19 protein-coding genes and 1 tRNA gene are annotated in these 16356 nt (G+C 55.4%); 5 read left to right on the forward strand and 15 right to left on the reverse strand.

Annotation, left to right across the window (positions count from 1 at the left end):
- Positions 1-89: 89 nt before the first annotated feature.
- The 4 genes from prmC to queE all read right to left on the reverse strand — a co-directional run bounded on the left by prmC (position 90) and on the right by queE (position 2585).
- A complete protein-coding gene (gene prmC / locus ABHF33_RS07880) occupies positions 90-905 on the reverse strand; it encodes a peptide chain release factor N(5)-glutamine methyltransferase (RefSeq protein WP_348946447.1) in 816 nt (271 codons plus the stop codon).
- 145 nt (positions 906-1050) lie between these two features.
- A tRNA-Gln gene (locus tag ABHF33_RS07885) sits at positions 1051-1127 on the reverse strand.
- Positions 1128-1198: 71 nt separating this feature from the next.
- Complete coding sequence (gene queC / locus ABHF33_RS07890; protein WP_348946448.1) at positions 1199-1885, reverse strand: 7-cyano-7-deazaguanine synthase QueC; 687 nt, start codon at positions 1883-1885, stop codon at positions 1199-1201.
- Between the two features lie 55 nt (positions 1886-1940).
- Positions 1941-2585: a 7-carboxy-7-deazaguanine synthase QueE gene (gene queE / locus ABHF33_RS07895; protein WP_348946449.1), complete on the reverse strand. Its 645-nt coding sequence runs from the start codon at positions 2583-2585 to the stop codon at positions 1941-1943.
- Positions 2586-2915: 330 nt separating this feature from the next.
- Between queE and ABHF33_RS07900 the strand changes: the two genes are divergently transcribed.
- Positions 2916-4130: a Bcr/CflA family multidrug efflux MFS transporter gene (locus ABHF33_RS07900; protein ID WP_348946450.1), complete on the forward strand. Its 1215-nt coding sequence runs from the start codon at positions 2916-2918 to the stop codon at positions 4128-4130.
- Positions 4131-4359: 229 nt separating this feature from the next.
- Here the strand turns inward: ABHF33_RS07900 and ABHF33_RS07905 are convergent, their stop codons facing one another.
- From ABHF33_RS07905 to ABHF33_RS07955, 11 genes are all read right to left on the reverse strand, one after another.
- On the reverse strand, positions 4360-5076 hold the full coding sequence (locus ABHF33_RS07905; RefSeq protein WP_348946451.1) for a DUF4253 domain-containing protein: 717 nt from the start codon (positions 5074-5076) through the stop codon (positions 4360-4362).
- Positions 5077-5288: 212 nt separating this feature from the next.
- Positions 5289-6035 carry a tol-pal system protein YbgF gene (gene ybgF / locus ABHF33_RS07910; RefSeq protein ID WP_348946452.1) on the reverse strand — a complete coding sequence of 249 codons (747 nt, stop codon included), beginning with the start codon at positions 6033-6035 and terminating at the stop codon, positions 5289-5291.
- A 106-nt stretch (positions 6036-6141) separates the two neighbouring features.
- Complete coding sequence (gene pal / locus ABHF33_RS07915) at positions 6142-6684, reverse strand: peptidoglycan-associated lipoprotein Pal (protein WP_348946453.1); 543 nt, start codon at positions 6682-6684, stop codon at positions 6142-6144.
- 41 nt (positions 6685-6725) lie between these two features.
- A complete protein-coding gene (gene tolB, locus ABHF33_RS07920) occupies positions 6726-8003 on the reverse strand; it encodes a Tol-Pal system beta propeller repeat protein TolB (RefSeq protein WP_348946454.1) in 1278 nt (425 codons plus the stop codon).
- A gap of 10 nt (positions 8004-8013) precedes the next feature.
- Entirely contained in the window at positions 8014-8892 is an 879-nt protein-coding gene (locus ABHF33_RS07925; protein ID WP_348946455.1) for a TonB C-terminal domain-containing protein, read from the reverse strand.
- Positions 8893-8900: 8 nt separating this feature from the next.
- Positions 8901-9317, reverse strand: a complete 417-nt coding sequence (gene tolR, locus ABHF33_RS07930; protein WP_348946456.1) for a protein TolR — start codon at positions 9315-9317, stop codon at positions 8901-8903.
- Positions 9318-9326: 9 nt separating this feature from the next.
- On the reverse strand, positions 9327-10007 hold the full coding sequence (gene tolQ / locus ABHF33_RS07935; protein ID WP_348946457.1) for a protein TolQ: 681 nt from the start codon (positions 10005-10007) through the stop codon (positions 9327-9329).
- A gap of 247 nt (positions 10008-10254) precedes the next feature.
- Positions 10255-11298 carry a Holliday junction branch migration DNA helicase RuvB gene (gene ruvB, locus ABHF33_RS07940; protein ID WP_348946458.1) on the reverse strand — a complete coding sequence of 348 codons (1044 nt, stop codon included), beginning with the start codon at positions 11296-11298 and terminating at the stop codon, positions 10255-10257.
- A gap of 64 nt (positions 11299-11362) precedes the next feature.
- On the reverse strand, positions 11363-11956 hold the full coding sequence (gene ruvA / locus ABHF33_RS07945; RefSeq protein ID WP_348946459.1) for a Holliday junction branch migration protein RuvA: 594 nt from the start codon (positions 11954-11956) through the stop codon (positions 11363-11365).
- A gap of 180 nt (positions 11957-12136) precedes the next feature.
- On the reverse strand, positions 12137-12658 hold the full coding sequence (ruvC, locus tag ABHF33_RS07950) for a crossover junction endodeoxyribonuclease RuvC (RefSeq protein WP_348946460.1): 522 nt from the start codon (positions 12656-12658) through the stop codon (positions 12137-12139).
- On the reverse strand, positions 12658-13530 hold the full coding sequence (locus tag ABHF33_RS07955; protein ID WP_348946461.1) for an energy transducer TonB: 873 nt from the start codon (positions 13528-13530) through the stop codon (positions 12658-12660). The genes ruvC and ABHF33_RS07955 overlap by 1 nt, the downstream gene beginning before the upstream one ends.
- A 133-nt stretch (positions 13531-13663) precedes the next feature.
- Between ABHF33_RS07955 and ABHF33_RS07960 the strand changes: the two genes are divergently transcribed.
- The 4 genes from ABHF33_RS07960 to aroG all read left to right on the forward strand — a co-directional run bounded on the left by ABHF33_RS07960 (position 13664) and on the right by aroG (position 16138).
- On the forward strand, positions 13664-13969 hold the full coding sequence (locus ABHF33_RS07960; RefSeq protein ID WP_348946462.1) for a c-type cytochrome: 306 nt from the start codon (positions 13664-13666) through the stop codon (positions 13967-13969).
- Positions 13970-14095: 126 nt separating this feature from the next.
- The gene (gene dksA / locus ABHF33_RS07965) at positions 14096-14512 is read left to right on the forward strand and encodes an RNA polymerase-binding protein DksA (protein WP_157314930.1); all 417 of its coding nucleotides are present in this window, start codon (positions 14096-14098) and stop codon (positions 14510-14512) included.
- 10 nt (positions 14513-14522) lie between these two features.
- A complete protein-coding gene (locus tag ABHF33_RS07970; RefSeq protein WP_348946463.1) occupies positions 14523-14939 on the forward strand; it encodes a Fur family transcriptional regulator in 417 nt (138 codons plus the stop codon).
- Between the two features lie 134 nt (positions 14940-15073).
- Complete coding sequence (gene aroG / locus ABHF33_RS07975) at positions 15074-16138, forward strand: 3-deoxy-7-phosphoheptulonate synthase AroG (protein ID WP_348946464.1); 1065 nt, start codon at positions 15074-15076, stop codon at positions 16136-16138.
- Positions 16139-16356 lie beyond the last annotated feature (218 nt).

Raw genomic sequence — 16356 nt, forward strand, 5'->3', positions numbered from 1 at the left:
TTGAATAATTTACTCGGGTATTGTAAGTCCGTTGCTTCCGGTGGGCAAGCCGTCGCGATTGATCCAGCGCAATCGCGCCTTTGCAATCGCTAAGGTTTCCGACCACCGCTGACGCGATCATTGACGCCCAAATCCTGCCAGGTCTGCACCTCGCTAAAGCCTGCTGCTGCCAGCATTTCGCGACAAGCGGCGCCCTGATCCCAGCCGTGTTCAAGCAGCAGCCAGGCACCCGGCTGCAAGTGGCTAGGTGCGGCGGTGATAATGGTTTGGAGATGAGCCAGCCCATCGTGGCCGTCAGTGAGCGCGCCGCTGGGCTCGAAACGCAAATCGCCTTGATGCAGATGATCGTCCTCGGCGTGGATATACGGCGGGTTGGAGACGATCAGATCAAATATTTCGCCCGCGACAGCGGCAAACCAGTTTGATTCAAGCCAGCGCACGTCAGCACTCAGGCTTTGCGCATTGGCTTGCGCCACGGCGAGGGCGTCGCTCGATAGGTCAAGCGCACTGACTGATAAATCGCCTCGTTCCAGCTTGAGCGTAATCGGGATGCAGCCCGAGCCTGTACCTAGGTCAAGCACCTTGCCATTGTTGGGGGCGCGCGCCAGCGCCAGCTCGACCAGCAATTCGGTGTCGGGGCGTGGGATCAGTACCGATGGATTGACGATAAATTCGCGGCCATAAAATTCGCGGCTACCGAGTAGATAGGCCACCGGCTCGCCATCGCGCCGCCGCGCAGCCAGCGCCTGAAAGGTGGCTATCTCGGCAGCGCTGGCCTCTTCATCATCGTGCGCAATCAGCCAGGCGCGGTTTTTCTTCAACACGTGCAAGAGCAGCACCTGAGCGTCAAAACGCTCGATCTGGCCTTGCTGAAGCTGACTCTGGATCAATTCGCGGTAAGTCAAAGATTGCTCCCGGTTTGAATGCTGAGCGGCATATTGAACAGGTATTGCTCTGTAGGGCACGCTGCGTTTGATATAGCGAGCAATACCCAAACGATAGACAACAAAAAAGCCGCTCGATACGGATATCGTTAGCGGCTTGATTGTTTGGCAGGGGAAGAAGGATTCGAACCTTCGCATGTCGGAATCAAAATCCGATGCCTTAACCAACTTGGCGACTCCCCTACTTAGGCTGCGCATTCTATAGGTGCTTTTTCAGCTTGGCAAGCACTTTTTGCAATTATTTTCGACGAGACTTATTGATTCGCCTGATAGCGCGTCGGGTCAGTCACGCCTGCGGCGGCAAAACCGGCTGCGCGCAAACGGCAAGCATCGCATACACCACACGCTTCACCGGCATCATTGGCCTGATAGCAAGTGGTGGTCAGGCTGTAATCAACGCCCAATTTTAAGCCTTCGGCGATGATTTGTGCCTTGGTCAAACGGATCAGCGGGGTGTGGATATGCAGCGCCGAGCCTTCAACGCCGACTTTGGTTGCCAACCGTGCCATCGCTTGAAATGCCGAAATATATTCGGGGCGGCAATCGGGGTAACCCGAGTAATCGACGGCATTCACGCCAATGTAAATATCGTCGGCGCACAGCACCTCCGACCACGCTAGCGCGTACGACAGCAGCACGGTATTGCGCGCTGGCACGTAGGTCACCGGGATTTCGTTCTCCATTGCGCCATCAACCGGCACAGCGATATTGGCGTCGGTCAAAGCCGAGCCACCAAAGGCCGCCAGATCAATCTTGATTACGCGATGCTCAACGGCACCAAGGCTCGCAGCAACGCGCTTGGCGGCGTCCAGCTCGGCATTGTGGCGCTGGCCGTAATCAAATGAGAGCGCGTAGCAATCAAAGCCCGCTGCTTTGGCCATCGCCAAGCATGTTGCTGAGTCCAGACCACCGGATAATAAAATAATCGCTTTTTTGTTCATGGCAAATCCCCATGGGGTATATCAATCAAAGACAGGATTAGAAAAGAGCAGCAGGCTATACCCCTGGCTTTTCACCCCAGAGTAATTTATGCAGCTGCACTTGCACGCGCACCGGCAGCTTATCGGCGATCACCCAGTCGGCCAGATCGACGGGCTTGAGGCTTTCCCAAACCGGCGAGAAAATCACTGGTGCTTTCTCGTGCAAGCGGTGCTCGCGCACATAATCCCTCGCCCATTCGTAATCGCTGCGATCAACCAGCACAAATTTGATTTCGTCGTGCTCGGTCACCGCATCGACGTTGGCCCACAGCATATTGTGCATTTCGCCCGATTTTGGCGTTTTAATATCCAGAATGCGCGACACACGCGGGTCGACACAATCAATTGGCTGGCCGCCACCGGTTTCGGTGCTCACGCTATAGCCAGCATCGCATAGACGTTTGAACAGCAGATGCACCGGCTTTTGCGCCAGTGGCTCGCCGCCGGTGACACAGACGGTTTTACAGCCGTAGGATTCAATTTGCGCCATGATCTCGTCAAGACTCATGGTTTTGCCGCCGGTGAAGGCATACGCGCTATCGCAATAGGTACAACGCATCGGGCAGCCGGTGAGGCGCACAAATACGGTGGGCAGGCCGATGCGGCTGGTTTCGCCTTGCAGCGAGTGGAATATTTCGGTGATACGCAAAGATTCGCGCATGTAGAGCTTTCCTTTCCGAAGAACAGTTCGGGGGATTTGAATAAAAACGGCCAGAGTGTGTTGCGCTTTGATTGGCCGTGCCGCCATTTTATACCGACGCGCCAGAGAGAGACAGGCAGGATTACCCCAGCGGATCTAGGCACTGTTGACGTTTGGTTTGCACAGAGCTAGCGACAAAGCACAAGGGTCAAGTGAGTTGCACTATTACACTTGTTCACCCGATAGATTCGGCATTTAATAGGTCATTGTACTTCAACAGTGTCAATTCCCTTGATCTATATGGGTATATCTCCCTAAACCATATAGAAAAAGACATGACAACATATACCCATGAAAAACACCTCTACTTCACCTGCCCCGCCACCCAGCCGCTTTGCGGGCTGGATTTTGCTACTCGCCGCGCTCACGGCGCTGGGGCCTTTGTCGATTGATATGTATTTGCCGGGATTGCCCGCGATTGCCAGCGGCCTGCACGCCGACGATGGCACGGTGCAGCTGACCCTAGCGAGCTACTTTATCGGCTTGGCGCTGGGGCAGATTTTATACGGCCCGCTCTCGGATCATTTTGGCCGCAAACCGCCGCTGCTGATCGGGCTGGGCGTGTATTTGCTCGCCTCCATCGGCTGCGCGCTGGCCAACAGTATCGAAGCATTGATTGCTCTACGTTTTATCCAGGCACTGGGCGGCTGCGCCGGGATGGTGATTGCCCGCGCGGTGGTGCGTGACCGTTGCGAGCCGCGCATGGCGGCGCAGGTGTATTCATCTCTGGTACTGGTGATGGGCGTCGCGCCGATTCTGGCGCCACTCCTCGGCAGCTGGGTGGTTGGCGTGAGCAGCTGGCGGGCGATTTTTGCCTTGCTGGCGATCTTTGCGCTGCTGTGCCTGATCGCAATGCATTACCTGTTGCCCGAATCACGTCCGGCCAAGCAAGACCAACGCTTTCACCTCGGCAACACCCTACGAGCCTATGTTGAGCTACTGCGCAACCGGCACTTTATGGGCTATGCGCTCACCGGCGGCCTGGCCGTGGCTGGGCTATTTGCCTACATCACCGGCTCGCCGATTGTGATGATGAAGGTGTATGGCCTGAGCCCGACGCAATACAGCCTGACTTTTGGTAGCATTGCGGCGTGCTACATCATCGCCAGCCAGTTTAATGCGCGAGCGCTGAAAAACCATTCGATTGATCAAATACTGCAGCGCTCAACGACCATGCTGGCGCTGGCTAGCGGGGTCTTGCTGCTCACCAGCCTGCTGACTCATCCGCCGTTCTGGCTGCTGGTGGGCTGCATTTATCTGTATCTGATGGCGCTGGGCTTTGCCGCGCCCAACTCGACTGCAGGCGCACTGGCGCATCACGGCGCGCAGGCCGGCTTAGCCTCGGCGCTAATGGGCACCATGCAATTTGGCATTGCCACGGTGGCAGGGGTACTGATGGGAATCTGGCACGACGGCAGCAGCCTGCCACTGGCGAGCACGCTGGCGTTTTGCGGGATCGGTGCGTTTGTGGCGTATCGCTTCGGGGCAATCAAGCTGGGGAACTAAGGTGGGGCAAGCAATACAGGACAGGGTGACGCCCTATCAGCACTGGATAAATCAGTGAGTCCAACGATAAAACGCGGCATGGCTATACCTGGACTAGTTGATAAGACCTGATTCAACTCGCCCCAAGAAGCCATAGCACGTCGCAGAACAAATCTTACCTATGTATTGCCCTGCAGGGCAATCCAGATTTAACTCACAGAGCAATACCCAAGTACTAGCAATGCGCCATTCAATCCCACCAGAAATACCACACCGGTGAGTGCAACAGGCTGCGAGCCAGCGCCTCTACCGTCTCAGTGCCCTGATCAACAATATCGGGGCAATATAAGTATTGTTCCTGCGCCAGCGCTAATGCGTCTTCCAGCGTTTGTGGCGGGCGGCTAACCGACATTTCAATCACATCACCGGTGTAGCAGACAGGCACGGCACCGTAACGCTCGCCCCAGTAGCGAAATAAGGCGGCATGAACCGGGGCATCCGGGCATTCATTCCAACCGCCGATGCGCAGATGGCAAGGCACTTGCCAGGCCAGCTCGGCAGGAACCAGCGCTAGCGCCACTTGCTCATACGGCTTTCCGGTCATGATATTGCAATGGGCGCTCAGGCGAGCATCCGAGCCGTCTTCCGGCATGCCTCCGAAGTCGCCCTCACCCCAATCTTCTTCGTCCTCGTCTTCTTCATCAGTGTCATCTGCGCCAAACTCGAGCGCAAATGCCTTCGCTTCCTCGGCACGAGCCGCCAACCAGCGCTGCGCGTCTTCAAGCTCGGTACGCGCCAGCAGCTCGTCTAGAGACTCTTCGGACGTTTCAATATTTTCAAACAAGGCGTCGGTCTCATCCGCATTACCCAGAATAATGGGCACGACACCTGTGTTTTGCTGGAGCTCGGCCAGCTTGGCCAAAGCCTGCTGGCCTGGAACAACGATCATTTTGAAATCAATTTGCATCTTCAACTCCAAAGGGTGAACAGCAATGACAACCTGTTTGAAGCCTGGACAGACCCGACTGCAGAGCGCCAAGGTCGGTCTGCGACACTACAAGTCTGGCCAGACTATTGAGACACATCAAAAAACGAAGGGTATTGCCTTGAAAGCCAATTTGGAGAAAGGCTATAGCCACATACCTAGAGAGCGAGCTATTGCAATATTGCGCTTGTCGATCAATTAGGCGCTGCTAGCGCTTTTTTGGCTTTAGCGGCGGCTTCTGATTGCGGGTAGCGCTCCAGAATATTGATCAGGTAATTGCGCGAGCTTTTTTTATCACCCGTGGTCGCGGCGACGGATGCCAGGCCGAGCAGGGCGTCGGGAGCTTTTTCGTCATCGGGGGCGTTTTCAACGACGTTTTTAAAGGCGATATTGGCCGATTTGTAGTCTTTGCTAAATGCATAGTTCATGCCCATCCAGTATTGGGCTGCGGCCATTTTTTCGCTGCCGGGGTAATCGGCGACAAAACGGCTCCAGGCTGCACTGGCGTCTTTGAATTTCTTGCTTTGCACCAGCGCCACGGCGGCGTCAAAGCTGTCCTGCTCGCTCAGCTTGGCTTCCTGTTTAGCTTCGGCTTTGGCTTGTTCGATATTGCGCAGACGGGCGTCCAGATCGATATACAGGTCTTTCTGGCGTTTGACGGCTTCGTCCAGATTAAATTGCAGCACTTCATTGGCACCGCGCAATTTGGCGATTTCTTCTTTTTGCGCGTCCAGCTGACGCACCAGATCGAGGATGCGCGATTTGCTCGCTTCCAGTTGCTCCAGACGCTGGGTGTTTTGCTGTTGCAGCGTTTGCACGCTAGCAGCCAGATCGGCGACTTGTTTGCGGGCGACATCGTCATCAAACAAGCCGGCCTGGGCTTGCGTTGCCATCCCGGCCAATACCATGGCGATCAGGCTTGCTTTTAGTGTTTTCATCATTTCAAATCTCTATGGTATTAAAAACCCCGCAATGCGGGGTTGGGAAGGTGCCAGCTTGCCCACACAGGGCAAGCGTATGGCACGCGGCAAGTGTCAGGCAAGCGGCTTATTTGCTCTGTTCGCCGTTATACACAATATCGGCGCGGCGATTACGTTCCCACGCTTCATCGGTATCGCCGTTTTCCAGCGGGCGCTCTTCACCAAAGCTCACGGCTTCGATCTGGTTTTCGTTCACGCCCAAAGCGAGCAGCAATTTAGCCACTGCGTCGGCACGTTTCTGACCCAGCGCCAGATTGTACTCTGCCGTACCGCGATTATCGGTATTGCCTTGCAGGATGATTTTGTAATCGCGACGCTCAACTAGGAATTTGGCGTGCGCTTGCACCATGGCGTCGTATTCGCTCTTGACGGTGAATGAGTCGTAGTCGAAATACACCCGGCGTTGCGACAGAATATTGCTCGGGTCGCTCAGGCGTGGATCAAGTTTTACGCCCGTAGTGCCAGTGGCATCCACCGTGGTGATCTCGGAGCCGGTGTTGCTGGTGTTGCCCGTCGTCTGGTTGGCGTTTGGATCCGTGACTGGCGCTGGCGTGCTGGCACATGCAGCGAGCAGGGCGGTCATTAATACACTGAGTGCAATCTTTTTCATCGGTTTACTCCGTTGATTAAACAAAATGTGTTTGTACTAAATCAGCGCAACATCGGGCCCCAGGCTGGCTGGCGAACTTCGCCGCCCTGCGCTTTCAACCGCTGCTTGATCCGGCCATCGGCAGAGACAATGGCCAGCGTGCCACGGCGACCCACATCGGTTTCATACAGGATCATCTGGCTATTGGGCGCAAATGACGGTGAATCGTCGGCATTGGTATCGGTGAGCACCATGCTCTGGCGGCTGGCCAGATCCATAATGGCCACACGGTAGCCATTGCTGCGGCTTACATACGTCATCGAACGGCCATCGGGCGAGATTTTCGCACTGGCGTTGTAAGCACCCGAATTGGTCATCCGCACCGCCTCACCGCCCTCGATCGACTGGCGATAGATTTGCGGGCTGCCACCACGATCCGACGTGAAAACAATGCTGCGACCATCGGCAAGGAAGGAAGGTTCCGTATTGATTTCTCCGCTTTGCGTAATGCGGCGCGGGTTGCTGCCGTCGGCATTGATCACATAAATCTGGCTGCCCAAGTCCTTGCTCAAGACCACGGCCAGTTTTTTGCCGTCGGGCGACCAGGCCGGCGATGAATTGCTGCCTTTGAAATTGGCAGCTTCAATGCGTTTGCCGGTGGCCAGCTCGTGCACATAGACAATCGGTTTTTCTTTTTCAAACGACACATACGCCAGCTTGCCGCCATCGGGCGACCAGCGCGGCGACATAATCGGCTTGCGCGAAGCCAAAACAGTCTGCGCGCCATAGCCATCCGAATCAGCCACCTGCAATTGATAACGCCCCGGTGTTTTCAGCACATAAGCAATGCGCGATGCAAATGCGCCGGTTTTGCCGGTGAGCTTGGCGTAGATCATATCGGCGATTTGATGCGCCAAACGGCGAGTCTGGCTGGCATTGCCGCGTTTTTCAAAGGCGATCAATTCCTGCTTGGTGGCCAGATCAACCAGCCAGAAGCGCACCGTCACCTGATTGCCATCGGGAATCACCTGACCCACCAGCGCGGTTTGCGCGCCTTTGGCCTGCAGTGCCGGGAAATTGATTTCGCCAGATGAAAACGGTTGGGGCGCCACGTCGCCAGCGGGAATTACCTTGAACAAACCGCTATTGCCCAAATCAGTGCCAACCACTGGTGTAATCGCCTGTGCCAGACCGATTTCGCTTTTGAATGGCACGATGGCGATGGGGTATTGCTGGCTACCAACGCCAACCACTTCAATGGTCATATCGGCGTGCGCAGCGCCTGCAGCCAACAGCGTTGCTGCGACCAAACCACGTAAAAACTGTTTGAGCATCTTCATTGATAGATTCCTAATCAAGACGGAATTTGATATTCCACGTCCGCAATGAGCCACTGAAAGTCTGACCATCGGGCAGTGGCGGGAAACGCCCCATGCTTAAGATTGCCCGCTTGGTCGCCTCGGCATACGCCGGATCACCTGTGGCACTGATTTGTTGCAACTGGTCTTCCAGAATAGAGCCATCGGGCAGAACGATGACGCGGAATTCTGCCGTCGGGCTGCCGCCTTTGCTGTAAACCGTACGCGATTTGATTTGCTGGATGAGACGCCCTTTATAGCCTTCCAGACCCGCCGCATTGGCACCAGAGCCTTTGCCCGCGCCGCTATTACCCACCGCGTTCGGATTAGTCCCTGTACCGCCCGGTTTGCCACCAGCGACTGGCTTGGTATTGCTAGTGGAATTACTTGAAATCGTATTATCCAATGACAGCAAATCCTGCATTTCGCTGTTTTTCTTCGGCACGGCAGTCGCTTTCACCTTCGGTGCAGCGGTAGGTTTAGCCGCTGGTGCGCTCGTTGCTCTAGGTGCCACTGTGGCTTTCGGCGTAGGAGTTGGCGCAGCCGTTACTTTAGGCGTAGCGGTCGGCTTGGCCGTTGGTTTTGGCGTGCTTTTCACCTTCTCGGTAGCAATATCCACTTTTTCTGGCACGATTTCAGGCTTGGGCGGCTCGACCTTGACGGTTTTTTTCACCGGCGGTTCGGGCTGGGCTGGCTCGGGCGCAGCAGGCGGCTGGCCGCCCCAAAGCTCGACCACCACCGGCGTGGGCTTTTGCGTTTTCCACTGCACCGACAATAGCAAAGCCGCAGCTAGAACCACATGCATCAACACGGCCAGCACAAAGGCGAGGCCGCGTTTTTCTTCGTGAGCGGGGTTATGGATGTGATTCATAGGGCTTTCTATTTAGGCTGCACCATCAAGCCGACGCGGGCGATATTGGCCTGCTGTAGCTGATCCATCGTTTGCACGACAATTTCATACTTCACATTTTTGTCGGCCGAGATAATCACCGGGCGATCGGTTTGTGTACCCATTTTGGCTTTGATCGCCGCCACCAGCTCAGGCACGCTGGCTTGCGTTTCAGCCTTGCTGCCAGGCGCATCGACCAGACCTAACGCACCTTCGGCGGAGATTTCAACGGTGAGCGGTTTGGCCGCCACTTCGATATTCGATTTGCCAACGCTAGGCAGATTAATCACCGACGGCTGCATCATCGGGGCGGCCACCATAAAGATCACCAGCAGCACCAACATCACATCGATATACGGGACGACATTGATCTCGCTTTTGGCGCGACGAGGGCGACGATTTTGCATACCGCCGCCTTAACGCACTTGGCGCTGCAAAACGTTGGAAAACTCTTCGATGAAAGTATCAAAGCGGTTGGCCAGGCGGTCTACATCGTAGGCAAAACGGTTGTAGGCGACCACAGCAGGAATTGCGGCAAACAGGCCAATTGCTGTCGCGACCAGCGCCTCGGCAATGTGCGGCGCTACCGTGGCCAGCGTGGCCTGGCCGACATTACCCAAGCCTTTGAACGCGTACATAATGCCCCACACCGTACCGAATAGACCGATGTAAGGGCTGACCGAGCCGACTGAAGCCAAGAAGGCATTGTGTTTATCAAGGAAATCGAGCTCGCGCTGGCACGAAGCACGCATGGCGCGGCGAGTGCCTTCCATGACATCGGACAACTCCATATTGCCGCGCTGACGCAACTTGAGAAATTCGCCAAATCCGGCTTCAAAAATTTTTTCCATGCCAACGCTGCGGCTGCGTTTGACGTGTTCGTAGAGGCCATTCAGATCAGAGCCGCTCCAGAAGCGGTCTTCAAATTCTTCGCTGTGTTTTTTCGCATTCGCCAAGGTGAAATGTTTGCTGAAAATATGCCACCACGACATAAACGACAGCGCCATCAAAATCACCATTACCATCTGTACGACAAAACTAGCTTGCAATACCAAGCTGATAATCGACATATCTTGTACGCCAGCGCTGACATCCACGGGAAATACTCCAAAAAATAATCGCTTGAATTAGGAAAACACTCAGCCAAAAAAGTTCAGCTTTGATGAAAAGCCCCGCTGCCTGCGTGGCTTTCAGTATTCGGATAGCTATTGTGCATAAAAAATGCCCCAGTCGGGGCATTTAGCGTTGATTTTGTATGAAATTACCAATCATTCATCGGTTTTAGAGTGCGATTTAAAAGTAGCGAGCACTCGTCACATCGCTATCACGAGATGCTCCGCAATTTTAAAGCTCACTCTTGGGCGCATTCAGCCCAAAATGCGCATAAGCGCCTAAGGTGGCCATGCGGCCGCGCGGTGTGCGCTGCATCAGGCCTTGCTGGATCAAATAAGGCTCGACCACTTCCTCAATCGTATCGGTTGATTCGCCAATCGCCGCACCGACATTATCCAGCCCCACCGGGCCACCGCCGAATTTTTCCAGAATCGCCAGTAGCAATTTTCTATCCATCACATCCAGCCCAGCGTGATCGACGTCGAGCATTTGCAGCGCCGCATCAGCGACTTCGCGCGTCACGATGCCATCGTGTTTGACCTCAGCAAAATCGCGCACCCGGCGCAGCAGACGGTTGGCAATCCGTGGTGTACCGCGCGAGCGGCGCGCGATTTCAAATGCGCCGTCGTCGGCCATTTCGACATTGAGCAAGCCGGCCGAGCGGCTCACAATCCGCGTGAGTTCTTCCGGCGTATAAAATTCCAGCCGCGCGACGATGCCGAAACGGTCGCGCAATGGATTGGTCAACATCCCGGCGCGCGTGGTCGCACCGACCAAAGTGAATGGCGGCAGATCGAGTTTGACCGAACGAGCAGCCGGGCCTTCACCGATCATAATGTCGAGCTGAAAATCTTCGAGCGCAGGGTACAAAATCTCTTCAACTACCGGTGAAAGGCGGTGAATTTCGTCGATAAATAGCACATCATGCGGCTCAAGATTGGTCAGCAGCGCCGCTAGGTCGCCAGCGCGCTCGAGCACCGGCCCCGAGGTTTGGCGCAAATTCACGCCCAATTCGCGCGCGATAATATGCGCCAGCGTCGTTTTACCGAGGCCGGGCGGGCCGAATAGCAGCACGTGATCGAGTGCCTCGCCACGCTTTTTCGCCGCCTCGATAAAAATCTCCAGCTGACCACGCGCCTTCATTTGCCCGACGTATTCATCGAGCAATTTCGGCCGCAGCGCGCGCTCAAGCTGCTCTTCATTATTCGAGAGCTTTTGCGCGGTGATCAGGCGATCAGGCGGTGGGGCGGAAAACAGCGAATCGGTTTCGATCATCTTGATACCCTTGCAGGTATGGCTCTGAAATTAAGATTGAATATGCCTTGCGAAGAAATACCCATTAGCCTTTCGCCAGCGATTTGAGCGCCATCCGGATGCCGTCGCTGACTGAGGCATCGGCGGGCAGCGCTTTCATCGCCAGATTGGCTTCGCGCTCGTTATAACCCAGCGCCAGCAAGGCATTGAGAATATCACTGCGATCGTCCGGCGTGGTGGCCAATGGCAATTCACCGGGCATGGAGACCAAGCCGCCAGTCGCGAGCTTGCCGCGCAATTCAAGCACCAGACGTTCGGCGGTTTTCTTGCCGATGCCGGGTACAGCCGACAGGCGCTTGATGTCTTCTGATGCCACCGCCAGCGCCAGCTCGTCCGCTGTCATGCCCGACAAGACCGCGAGCGCGATTTTGGCGCCGATGCCCGATACCTTGATCAAGGTGCGAAAACTATTGCGCTCCTCGCGAGTCGCAAAACCATAGAGCAGCTGGGCATCTTCACGCACCACCAGATGGGTAAACAGCGTCGTAGCTTCGCCCAGATGCGGCAAGACATAGAAAGTACTCATCGGCACGTCCACTTCGTAACCGACGCCGCCAACGTCGAGTAGGATTTGCGGCGGTTGTTTTTCCAGTAGTTTGCCTGTGAGACGACCAATCATGATGCAGCTCTGCGCCTAGCGCCAAAGTGAACGAACGTACAGTATAACGGCTTTGCGGGGCGAAAATCAAAATCGTCTGTCCGTTACCGCGCAATTCGCTCATGAACAGTAGCGCGCCTCAATACATGGCAATGTATATGCCTGTAGGGCAATCACAAAAAAGCTTACAAGAATATACCCCTAGGCCATTCGCCCGCGTTTCATCGACATCCGGTACGCCGCGAGTTGCTTGGCTGCACCGCCCTGATGCTGGGCGTGTGTCAGAGCGACACCGAGTGCGTCGGCGGCGTCGGCTTGCGGCACGCCCGACAGGCGCAAATGGCGCTGCACCATCAGCCCGACCTGATCCTTGTCGGCATGACCGTTGCCGACGACGGCCTGTTTGACTTGCAAGGCGGTGTAGTCCGTCACCGGCAGCCCAGCCAGCACCAAGGCCGCCACAGCGGCGCCGCGCGCCTGCCCTAGCATCAAGGTGGCTGCGGGGTTTACATTGACGAAGACCTGCTCGATGGCCGATTCGTTCGGCTGATAAGTGGCGACAATTTGCGCGATGCCGTCGAGGATGATTTTGATGCGCTCGGGCAGCGGCCCGCCCTGGGTTTTGATGCAGCCCGAAGCGATATAAACGCGATTCTGGCCAACAACGTCGATGACGCCAAAACCAGTCGTGCGCGAGCCGGGGTCGATGCCGAGGATGCGCATTAATCGGAGGTCAGCGTTTGGCGCTCGAAGGTCCAGGTGCGGGTGATCACCAGCACCGTGGCGGGTTTGCCGCTGGAGTCGAGCATATCGGGCGGCAATCTGGAAAATGGCGCGGCCATTTTTAAAATGCGCAGCGCGGCGGCATCGAGCTGTGGATTGCCCGAGCTTTTGTCAATTTGGGCGTTACGCATTGAGCCATCGGCGTCAATTTCAACCGTAACGCGCAATTGACCGTAGATTTTCTTGCCTGTGGCATCGACCGGATAGGCCATGGTGCCCACTTTCTCGATTTTCTGCCGCCAGCCGTCCATATACATGGCCACACTGGTTTGCTTGGCGCGCGCGCCGACAAAGGCTTTGCGCGGCTTGCTCTGATATTCGTGATTTTGCTTGGCAATCTGGGCGGCCAGGCCGGCGATTTCCTGCTGCTTGCGCACCTGGTCTTTGAGTTCTTCCAGATCCAGCGGCTGACCGTCGGGTTTATCCTGCACATTTTTGCTATCGGTTGCGGCTTTCTGCGGCGATTTCAACTGCGTCATCAGCTGGTTGTTTTGCTCTTCCAGCTTTTTCAGGCGTGACTCCACCTGCTCCAGCTCCAGCTCGGTTTGCTTGGATTTGGCAGGCAGCGCCGATTTAACGCGGTGATCGGGCGCGTCGGTATTGCCGCCGCCATCCAGATCGGCCTGCGCTTCAACTTCGGCATTGCTGGGGCGAGTGGTGGTTTTCTGGTTAACCAGCACAATATCTAGCGGTTGCTGCGAAATAAACTGGCGTGGATCAGGCAGGACAAACTGAATGCCAAAAATGGGGAAGGCGTGCGCAATCAGCGATAAAACCATCGCCGCAGCCATAAAACGTTGCCCACGATCCATCTCTTGTCTTCCCAAATCAATTGTCCGCTCAATCGCGCGAGTGTAGCACAGCCGAGATAAGGGCTTATCGCAGGCGCGCATCTGCTGTGAAGCGGAGTAGAATAGTTGCACATTTTGGGAAGGAATGATGATTATGCGCAACACTTTGATGGTTCTGGCTTTGCTATGCTCTAGCTCGGTATTTGCTGCTGACGACGGCGCCAAGGTCGCCGCCAAGTACAATTGTCTGGCCTGTCACTCGGTCGATCAGAAAATCGTTGGCCCCTCGTACAAAGAAGTGGCCAAGCGCTATAAAGGCCAGAAAGACGCCGAAGCAATGCTGATGGCTGAAGTACGCAAAGGCCTGCCCGGCGGGAAATGGGGCAAGATTCCGATGCCAGCCCAGCAGATTGAAGACAAAGACCTGCGCGTGATTATTCGCTGGGTTTTGGCGCAATAAAACGCTAGATTTAATACGATTGTCACGCAACCTTATTGCATTGCTCTGCGGAGTTGATTAAGCTGCGTGCCCTACTGGGTTGCTTATTTTGTAAGCGGCCAACCTTGTCAAAAAGCGAGAATAATCATGGCAAAACTCACGGAACAAGACATCCGGGACTGGAAAGGCCCCGAAGATGACTATATGAACGCGGATCACCTCGAGTTCTTCCGCGAGCGTCTGGTGCAAATGAAAGCTGAATTGGTCGCCAATGCCAGCCAGACCACCAGCCATCTGCAAGAGCAAGAAGCCACACCTGATCCGGCTGACCGTGCCACTCTGGAAGAAGAATACGCATTGGAATTGCGTACGCGTGACCGCGAACGCAAGCTATTGCTGAAAATCGACTCGACATTGCGCAAAATCGCCGAAGAAAACTACGGCTACTGCGAAGATACGGGCGAGCCGATTGGCCTGCTGCGTCTGCTGGCGCGTCCAACCGCGTCTTTGTCGCTGGAAGCGCAAGAACGCCGCGAACGGCAGAAAAAACAGTACGCGGATTGATTGCCCTCCCATGAATGACACCACACGCGCCACCGCGCGTGAACTGATCAGCAAAACCCGCGCTCGCATCACGCCAGCGCGGGTTGATATTTTGGCGACCCTGCTTGGCGCGCAGCGCCCGCTGTCGCATCTGGATATTCAGGAATTGCTCGCGCCGGGGCTTGATCGCGTTACCGTTTACCGCGTACTCGACTGGCTGACCGCCGAAAATCTGGCGCATAAATTATCCGGCGACGATCGGGTTTGGCGCTTCTCGGCAGCCAAAGCGCCGCATCATCATGCGCATTTTCATTGCCAGCAATGCGGCCGGTTTTATTGCCTGGAAGACGCCAAAACCGATCTGCCAGTGGCGCTGCCCAAGTCTTTTATCGCCGACTCGGTAGAAATTACCGTCAAAGGCATTTGCGCCGACTGCAAATCAGCCTGATTTATTCCCATCCAGTCACCTGCCACGCGCTTTTTGCGTTTCGTCGCTTGCCGCCAGGCGCTTTAGACGATAATCTCTTCTCTTTAAAGAATATACAGGCAATCTCTGATTGCACTTAGCCTGCAGGGAAGATCATGCATTACCAAACCGACGACGTCCGCATCCGCGAAATCAAAGAGTTACTTCCGCCCGTGGCAGTAATCGAAAAATATCCAGTGAATGAAACCGCGTCGACCTCGGTATTTGAAACGCGCCAGGCGATTCATCAAATGCTGACTGGTAATGACGACCGCCTGCTGGTGATCATTGGCCCCTGTTCGATTCACGATCCGAAATCAGCACTGGAATACGGCCAGCGCCTGCTGAAATTGCGCGAGCAATACAAAGGCCAGCTGGAAATCGTGATGCGCGTTTACTTTGAAAAACCGCGTACCACCGTTGGCTGGAAAGGTCTGATCAACGATCCATTCCTTAATGGCAGCTTCAATATCAACGAAGGCCTGCGCATTGCGCGCAAATTGCTGGTTGATTTGAACAACACCGGCATGCCGACGGCGGGCGAGTTCCTCGATATGATCACGCCGCAGTACGTGGCCGATCTGATGAGCTGGGGCGCGATTGGCGCACGTACAACCGAATCGCAAGTTCACCGCGAGCTGGCTTCAGGTCTGTCTTGCCCGGTGGGCTTTAAAAACGGCACCGACGGCAATCTGAAAATCGCGTTTGATGCGATTAAATCCGCCGGTCAGCCGCACCATTTCCTGTCAGTAACGAAGTACGGACACTCTGCGATTGTTGCGACTGGCGGCAATCCGGATTGCCACGTGATTCTGCGCGGCGGTAAAGAGCCGAACTACGATGAAACGCATGTACGCGCAGCCAGCGCGGACTTGGCAGCAGCCGGCCTGGCAAAAAAGATCATGATCGACTTTAGCCACGCGAACAGCCGCAAGGATTTCCGTCGCCAGATGGAAGTGTGCGCTGATACCTGTGCGCAAGTATCGAGCGGCAATGACGCAATCTTCGGCGTGATGGTGGAAAGCCATCTGGTTGAAGGCCGCCAGGACGACGGCGCGGGTAAAGAATTGTGCTACGGCCAATCGATTACCGACGCGTGTATCGGCTGGGACGACACCGAGAAACTGCTGTCGGATCTGGCCAACGCAGTGGCCACACGCCGCGCACTGAGCAAGCTCTAAACTCATCCAAGCTGTAAACCCGGCCAGACTGAGCAGCACTGAGCGGCTCAGTCTGGCCCTGGCAAAAACCACCGGAACCCGGCGCAATGCTTGATCAGACATTGCACCGGCTCCGGTTTTTTTGTACTTCTCTACGAATACATCCAGTATGTATTGCCATGCAGACCAATAATTGATTGATCTGCATGGAAATACCCGTACCAATTTCTCATACCAGA

Origin of the sequence: Chitinibacter sp. FCG-7, from assembly GCF_040047665.1 — a bacterium.
GTDB lineage: Bacteria > Pseudomonadota > Gammaproteobacteria > Burkholderiales > Chitinibacteraceae > Chitinibacter > Chitinibacter mangrovi.